The sequence below is a fragment of the Arthrobacter sp. B0316-1-20 genome (assembly GCF_059091865.1).
This window is the reverse complement of record NZ_JBNHHC010000151.1, coordinates 1-4,333: the sequence shown is the minus strand read 5'-3', so window position 1 is coordinate 4,333 and position 4,333 is coordinate 1. Positions and strand designations below refer to the sequence as shown.

4 protein-coding genes and 1 pseudogene are annotated in these 4,333 nt (G+C 69.4%); 3 read left to right on the top strand and 2 right to left on the bottom strand.

Going from position 1 to position 4,333, the window contains the following annotated elements; translation table 11 throughout:
- Together AC5RW2_RS40815 and AC5RW2_RS40810 are read right to left on the bottom strand one after the other, a co-directional pair.
- Window positions 1-539 (bottom strand): MFS transporter (locus tag AC5RW2_RS40815; RefSeq protein WP_494075278.1); only part of this gene is annotated, 539 nt, incomplete at its 3' end.
- Window positions 536-1,576 carry an acyl-CoA thioesterase gene (locus AC5RW2_RS40810; RefSeq protein ID WP_494031271.1) on the bottom strand — a complete coding sequence of 347 codons (1,041 nt, stop codon included), beginning with the start codon at window positions 1,574-1,576 and terminating at the stop codon, window positions 536-538. The genes AC5RW2_RS40815 and AC5RW2_RS40810, both read right to left, overlap by 4 nt.
- A 226-nt stretch (window positions 1,577-1,802) precedes the next feature.
- On the opposite strand from AC5RW2_RS40810, the gene AC5RW2_RS40805 reads away from it, so the two are divergent.
- From AC5RW2_RS40805 to AC5RW2_RS40795, 3 genes and pseudogenes are all read left to right on the top strand, one after another.
- A complete protein-coding gene (locus AC5RW2_RS40805) occupies window positions 1,803-3,728 on the top strand; it encodes a bifunctional copper resistance protein CopD/cytochrome c oxidase assembly protein (protein ID WP_494031270.1) in 1,926 nt (641 codons plus the stop codon).
- A gap of 13 nt (window positions 3,729-3,741) precedes the next feature.
- Window positions 3,742-4,092 (top strand): VOC family protein, encoded by a 351-nt coding sequence (locus AC5RW2_RS40800; RefSeq protein ID WP_494031269.1) that lies wholly within the window; start codon window positions 3,742-3,744, stop codon window positions 4,090-4,092.
- Window positions 4,093-4,152: 60 nt separating this feature from the next.
- Window positions 4,153-4,333, top strand: a pseudogene (locus AC5RW2_RS40795) (AraC family transcriptional regulator); the annotation flags it as partial.

Below are 4,333 nucleotides of genomic sequence, written 5' to 3'. Positions count from 1 at the left end.
CAGTTCAGCAGGTCCCCCACGGGCGCGGAAATGACGCGCCCGGCCAGCCCGCCGACGGTGGTGCCGGCGACATACGTGCCCGCCGCCACGGCGGCATGCAGCCGGCTGACTTCCTCACTCAGGTAGGCCAGCGCCAGCGCCGGAATCCCGCCGAGCGCCACGCCCTCGCCGAACCTCAACGCCAGCAGCGCCGGGAAGCTGGGCGCCAGCGGCACCAGCAGTCCCAGCAGGGTGGCCAGTACGACGGCGGCAGTCATCGCCCGCAGCCGGCCCACCCGGTCTGCCACCTGGGACCACGGGATCACCGCCAGCGCCAGGCCGAGAGTCGCGGCGGACACGCTCAGCGCGGCATCGGCGGCGGAGATGCCGAGGTCCTGGGCGATCAGCGGCAGCACACCCTGGACCGAGTAGAGCTGGGCGAAGGTGGCCAGCCCCGCGCAGGCCAGGGCGATCAGGATCCGGCGGTAGCCCCGGCTGCCGCGCGGGTGCCCGGCCCAGGACCCGGTCTCATCGGCCCCCGCGGCGTCCGGTTCGGTCACTGTTCGGGGGCGTTGGCCTCGGCGACGGTACCGGCGGCGGCACCCATGACGGCCTGGTCGCCGCCCTGCTGCACCGCGGTACCTGCGATGGCGGCAGCGGCCATGTCCTTGCGGGCCCGGCTGCGCAGCTGGATCAGGCGTCGGGCATGCTTGTCCAGCGCATGGTCCTCCTCGGTGGCCGGCTGCCAGCGCTTGCACAGGACCGACGCCCCGGCCTTGTCCAGCGCCACAAACACGATCAGCGAGTGCGTGGTAAGTTCCATTTCGCCCGTCTTCGGGTCGCCGGAGCGCACGTGCACGGACATGTGCATGCTGGTCTTGCCGGTGTGGAGCAGCCGGGCCTCCACCTCCACCACGTGGCCGATCTTCAGCGGCCGGTAGAAGCGCACCCCGCCGGCATAGACGGCGATCGCCGGCCCGTGCAGCCAGCCGGCGGCGCAGGCCGAGGCGGTCTCGTCCATCCAGCGCATGACGGTGCCGCCGTGGACGTTGCCGCCCCAGTTCACATCTGTAGGAGCCGCCAGGAAACGGAAGAGGGTGCGGGGGCCGGTGCCGGCGTCGGAATAGACCTGCCGCGCCATCTCCTCCTCGATGTCCTTGCGCAACTCGATGCGGCGGATGGCGCTGGCCTCGAGGTAGGTCTCCGCCTCCGTTGTGGGCTCCCACTTCGGTACCGGAGTGGGTTTCCGGTTCTCATCCATCGCCACGAAAATGATCAGGCAGCGCGTCTTCTCCACCGCCTCGGCCTCGCGCGGATCGGAGGACCGCACGATCACCTGGATGTGCATACTGGTGCGGCCGGTGTAGACGATCGTGGCCTGGGCCTCCACCAGTTCGCCCACCAGCACCGGGCGGCGGAACTGCACATTGCCCACGTACGCCGTCACGCAGTAGCGCCCGCTCCAGCCCGCAGCCGCGGCGTAGCCGGCCTTGTCGATCCACTCCAGCACCCGGCCGCCGTCGACCGTCCCGGTCAGGCCCGCATCAGTGGGCGCGGCGAGGAAGCGCAGGGTAACGGAATGGCGGTCGGTAGGCACGGCGGCTCCTCCTAGAAGCTTGTGCGTTGAGTGTAGAACAGCAGCGGATAGCGGGGCCTTTGTTACAGGATGCCCTACGCCACAAGCTTTCCCTAAGGGGCCGGGACCATCGTGGAGAACAGTCCGGTAAGGGAACGGCCTGCCATGGGCCGTGCCGGGCGGGTCTGCGCAGAAATCTCTGGCAGCGCACGGATTGCAGGCCTAATCTGATTGGGGGAGCTGGGAAATGTCCGTCGGATTGCGTATCGCCGCAGCCGTGGCCCTGGGGGCCGCGAGCGTGCTCGCATTGATCTGGGCTTTTTCGATCGGAGGCAGCGCGGAAGTCGGGTTGCTGGACCGGATCGGTGCCTTTGTGCTGTGGGGACTGCCCGGCACCAAGATGGTTTTCAACCTCGCCGCGGCCTGCACCCTCGGCGCTCTGGTGCTGGCCGCCGTCGGATTTTCCCCGCAGCGGCCCGCCTATGACCGCACCATCCGGCTCGCCGGGACGGCGGCCATCGTCTGGACCATCACCGCGGTGGGCGTCCTGGTGCTCAATTTCGTGGTGGTGGCCAACGAACCGTTTTCGTCGCCCACCTTCGGCCAGAACCTGGCCATCTTCATCACCGAGGTGGACCTGGGTGTCGCCGGGGCCGTGAACGTGCTGATTGCCGCCGCGGCTGCGGTCTGCTGCCTGCTGGCCCGGGGGCCGGGCACGGTGGCGCTGGCCGCGCTGCTGGCCTTCGCCGGACTCTTCCCCCCGGCCATGAATTCCCATGCCGCCGGCGGAGCTGACCACGCGGACAACACCGTCTCACTGGTCCTCCACATCGCCGCCGCAGCCGTCTGGATCGGCGGCCTGCTCACCCTGGTGGTCCTGCGCACCGTGCTGCGCGAGGACACCGAAACCGTCATCCGGCGCTATTCGACCCTGGCGCTGATGTCCTTCGTCGCACTGTCCGCCTCCGGGGTCCTCGCCGCCACAGCGGGAATCTTCACGCCCGCCGACCTGCTTACCCCGTACGGGCTGATCCTGCTGGCCAAGACCGGGGCATTCGTGGTGCTTGGCGTCGTCGGCCTGCTGCACCGCGAGTGGACCATCAAGCGGATGGCCGCGGAGCCGCGGCACGGACAGCGGTATTTCTGGGCACTGGTCGTCGTGGAACTGGCCGTCATGGGCGCCGCCTCCGGCCTGGCCGCCGCGCTCGGGCGGACGCAGACGCCACAGGACACCGGCCTGGACGAGTTCCTGCCGGAGCCGGCGCTGCTGGGCTACCTGACGCAGTGGAGGCCGGACCCACTCTGGATCCTGGTCTGCGCTTTCGCCGTGTTCTTCTACTTGGCCGCCGTCCGCCGGCTGCGCCGGCAGGGCCGGTCCTGGCCGGTGCGGCGCACGGTGCTGTGGCTGGCCGGCGTCGCGGTCCTCTTCCTGGCCACCAACGGCGGCGTGCACGCCTACCAGGAATTCCTGTTCAATGCGCACGTGCTGACGCAGATGCTGCTGACCGCCATCGTACCGCTGCTACTGGTGCCGGCCGCACCGCTGACCCTGGCCGAGCGCGCCATGCAGCCGCGGACGGACGGCAGCTATGGCGGCCGGGAAATTGTCCAGCTACTCCGGAAGGCGCTGGCACCGCTGGCCGCCGCCCCCTACATTCCGGCATTCCTCATCGCCGGATCGCTGATCCTCTTCTACTACACGCCGCTGCTAGGCTGGTCCGCCACCACCCAGCTGGGCTACAGCTGGATGACCCTGCACGCCCTGCTGATCGGCCTGGTGTTCGTGTACAGTCTCGCGGGCGCCGCCCGGGACACCTCGGCCCGTAATACGGCGGGCGCGGGCCCAAGCAGCGTGCTGCGGCCGGCGGTGCTGGCGGGAACCGGCGTCCTCTTCGCCGTCTACGGCTGGGCCCTGACGGTCCAGGCGGAGGTTCTGGAGTTGCCCTGGTACAGGACGACCGGCCGCCCGTTCGGCCCGTCCTCCCCGGGAGCCGCGCCCGAGCTGGCCGGAACCTTCATGTGGGTCATCGGTGCCGTTGCGCTGCTGGCGACGGCCGCCGTCGTCCTCCGCAAGCGGGCGGTTGCGTTGGACGCGGAGGGAACCGACGCGCCGGAGGATCACGACGGCGGACGCCCGCGCCGGATCACGGCCGGTGCCCGGTCCCCGGACTAAGCGCGGCCTGAGCATGCCACTTTCATGGGAGCAGGTTGTTGTCGACGCGGCTGACCCGGCGGCCTTGGGACGCTGGTGGGCCAAGGCCCTCGGCTGGATGGTGGTGAACGAAGAGGACGGGGACGTCGAGATCCGCGCCGCTGCGGATCAACTGCCGGGGCTGCTCTTCGTGCCGGTTCCGGAGCAGAAGTCGGTCAAGAACCGGTTGCACCTGGATTTCCGCCCGGAGGACCGGGACGCGGAGGTGGACCGGTTCCTGGGACTCGGCGCCCACCGCGTGGAGGTGGGGCAGCAGGATGTGCCCTGGGTGGTGCTGGCGGACCCGGAAGGCAACGAGTTCTGCATCCTCAGCAGCCGACCCTGACTCCCGTATATCGGCCCGCACATTGGCGTCGCGGATGTGATCCAGTACACTCGCTGGATTATGAACCGGAACCTACGTTTCACCACGCATGGAATCCCGGCCCCGAACCGGGTCCAACTCTGGGAACACCATAATGCCAAGGCACTGATCTCGCTGGACATCCGCACCATCGATGATTCCCCGCTCCAAGCCAGCGAGGTCAACGTCCACTTCCCGGCGCTGCGGTTCGCCCAGGTCAAGG

Bases quoted from the DNA above. Each gene is read 5' to 3' on its own strand.
- AC5RW2_RS40805 (WP_494031270.1), top strand. From the start codon at position 1,803: ATGTCCGTCGGATTGCGTATCGCCGCAGCCGTGGCCCTGGGGGCCGCG.
- AC5RW2_RS40800 (WP_494031269.1), top strand. From the start codon at position 3,742: ATGCCACTTTCATGGGAGCAGGTTGTTGTCGACGCGGCTGACCCGGCG.